At 39.5% G+C, this 2,082-nt stretch carries 2 protein-coding genes; both read right to left on the bottom strand.

Going from position 1 to position 2,082, the window contains the following annotated elements; genetic code table 11:
- Positions 1 to 39: 39 nt before the first annotated feature.
- On the bottom strand, positions 40 to 897 hold the full coding sequence (locus B4C08_RS02070) for a putative ABC transporter permease (RefSeq protein ID WP_296662376.1): 858 nt from the start codon (positions 895 to 897) through the stop codon (positions 40 to 42).
- A gap of 26 nt (positions 898 to 923) precedes the next feature.
- Positions 924 to 1,580, bottom strand: a complete 657-nt coding sequence (locus B4C08_RS02065) for a TetR/AcrR family transcriptional regulator (RefSeq protein ID WP_296662375.1) — start codon at positions 1,578 to 1,580, stop codon at positions 924 to 926.
- Positions 1,581 to 2,082 lie beyond the last annotated feature (502 nt).

Here is a 2,082-nt window from a genome sequence, read left to right as displayed (position 1 = left end):
CGTGCTTGACACGGCAATGACAAACTTGTGGAATTTAGGTTACTTTCGGATTTTGCTCAGGCGCTCGTTGCGTTTTTTTTCGATGCTTTCCTTGAGCGTCTGTTTTATGTGGTCAAGCGGAAGTTTGTATTCACGGCTGGACATTGTAGGAAATTTTCTGAAAAGGCTTTCTTCGTTGCGCTGCCTTCGTGAGAATTTTTCAAGCCGTTCTTTCATTTTTTCACTTGCCTGAATTGAGCCAGATTCGATTCTTGCTTTTACAGACTGAATCATCGTATGCAAGTTTGTGTCCCGGAACCAAGATTCGCTTCCATATTTTTCCTTGAGCTGTTCACCGAACATCTTGAGTTTTTCCATTGTCTCGCTGAATCTTACAAGCCGCTTTACCGTGAAAATCAAATCGATTCCGAGAATTGTACTGAACGCATAGTAAATTGAAGGAATGAACGGCTGAATTTCTGTAGCAAAAATCAGATTTACAGCGATTGGATGCAGAAAATGCTCAAGCGCAACTCCGCCAAGTCCGAACGCGCAGGAATTCAAAAGGCAGATTCTTCCATTTAAATTGAATTTATGTCCTGAATAGTCCCACCATTTTGTGTGGAAAATAGTTTCCAAAAGCCAGCTTGAAAAATATTCCAGAATTGAAGCTAAAATTGCGGATGCCACAAAAAGCCTGAACCAAGTTTCGCGCCAAGGATAAATTCCAAAAAGAATTATAAGCGCACCGAATCCATAAATAGGACAAATAGGGCCATGCAGCATTCCGCGTTTTTCGATTTTTCTGTAAAGTGAAGAAACCCAAATTTCCTCGCAAGTCCATCCGACAAAAGAATAAAAAATAAAAAGCAAAAAAAGATGCTGGCTGTCAATCAAAGGCATATTTATCTGATTCATTTTTTCCTCAAGAAATTTTGAAAACTTTATGCGCACAAAAGTTTGCTGAACTGCTCCACAAGTCTGTTGATTTCGTCAATTCCCTTGTCATCAGACTGAAGCGTAAAAAGCTCTCCCTCGCCGCTCTTGGGATTCTGCACAACAGCCTGCTTGCGTTCTAAAAGACGTCGGTTTAAAAAGTCGTTTATTCCGGCGCAGAACCATTTTGAAATTCCTGGAATCTGTTCTTTTGAAATTTTTATTTTTCCCAAGTCCAAAAGGCATTCAAGCACGATTGCAGTCTGGGATTCAAGTTTTTCATTTTCTTCCTTTATAATGTGCGCGGTTTTTATGTCGAAATATTTTTGGCTTTCTACAAAAGTGTAAATTTGGAACAGCGGTGCTTTTTCGTGCATTTTTACGTAGCGGCTTACGATTCCTTTTAGGACAGTTTCAACAGGATATTTTTTTGCCACGCTTTCAATTTCAGCGGGAATAAATGAAATGCTTTTTAAATATTCATCGCAGGAAGATGTTGTCTGCTCTATTATGTCGTTGCGGCTTTCAAAGTGATTGTAAAGTGACGCTTTTTTTATTCCAAGCGATTCGGCTATGTCAGAAAGACTTGTTCCGCCCGCAGACTTGTAAAATGATGTGTCCAAAAGAGATTTTATAACGTTTTCCTTTGTGATTTTTTCCGACATATAAGCCTCGCTTAACTACTAACGCTCGTTAGTCTAAAGCAACTTTCTAGTTTTGTAAAGGGGATAAAGTGATGAATTTTTTTGCATCTATAAATTTACTTTATCATAAACTATGACTGCTTATAAAAAAGTAGTTTTAGCAATGAAGAAATTGTATTTGCCTTAATTTCGAGTTTTGATAAGAACAGCAATTTAAGTGTCATTCCCGTGCTTAACACCGCGATGTTTGCATAGCAAACTCGGTTAACAATCTTGTTAAAAAAAGCAAACAAAAAATCCGTCCGCAGCACGGACATTTACACATCCGCATAGCGGACACGTACATATCCGCGGCACGGACGTAGCCATATCCGCGATGCGGACTTGCACATATCCGCGGCACGGATTTTTATTAGGGCGAATGCCGAGCCTTGTAAATTTGCTGTCATTCCCGTGCTACGACACTGCGATGTTTACGCAGTAAACTCGGTCAGGAATCTGTTGGAAATTTTCAATAGATTAT

It is taken from the genome of Treponema sp. UBA753 (assembly GCF_002297325.1).
In the GTDB taxonomy this organism is placed as follows: Bacteria; Spirochaetota; Spirochaetia; order Treponematales; family Treponemataceae; genus Treponema_D.
The sequence above is the reverse complement of the archived record's forward strand: the minus strand, read 5'-3'. Positions and strand labels throughout refer to the sequence as shown.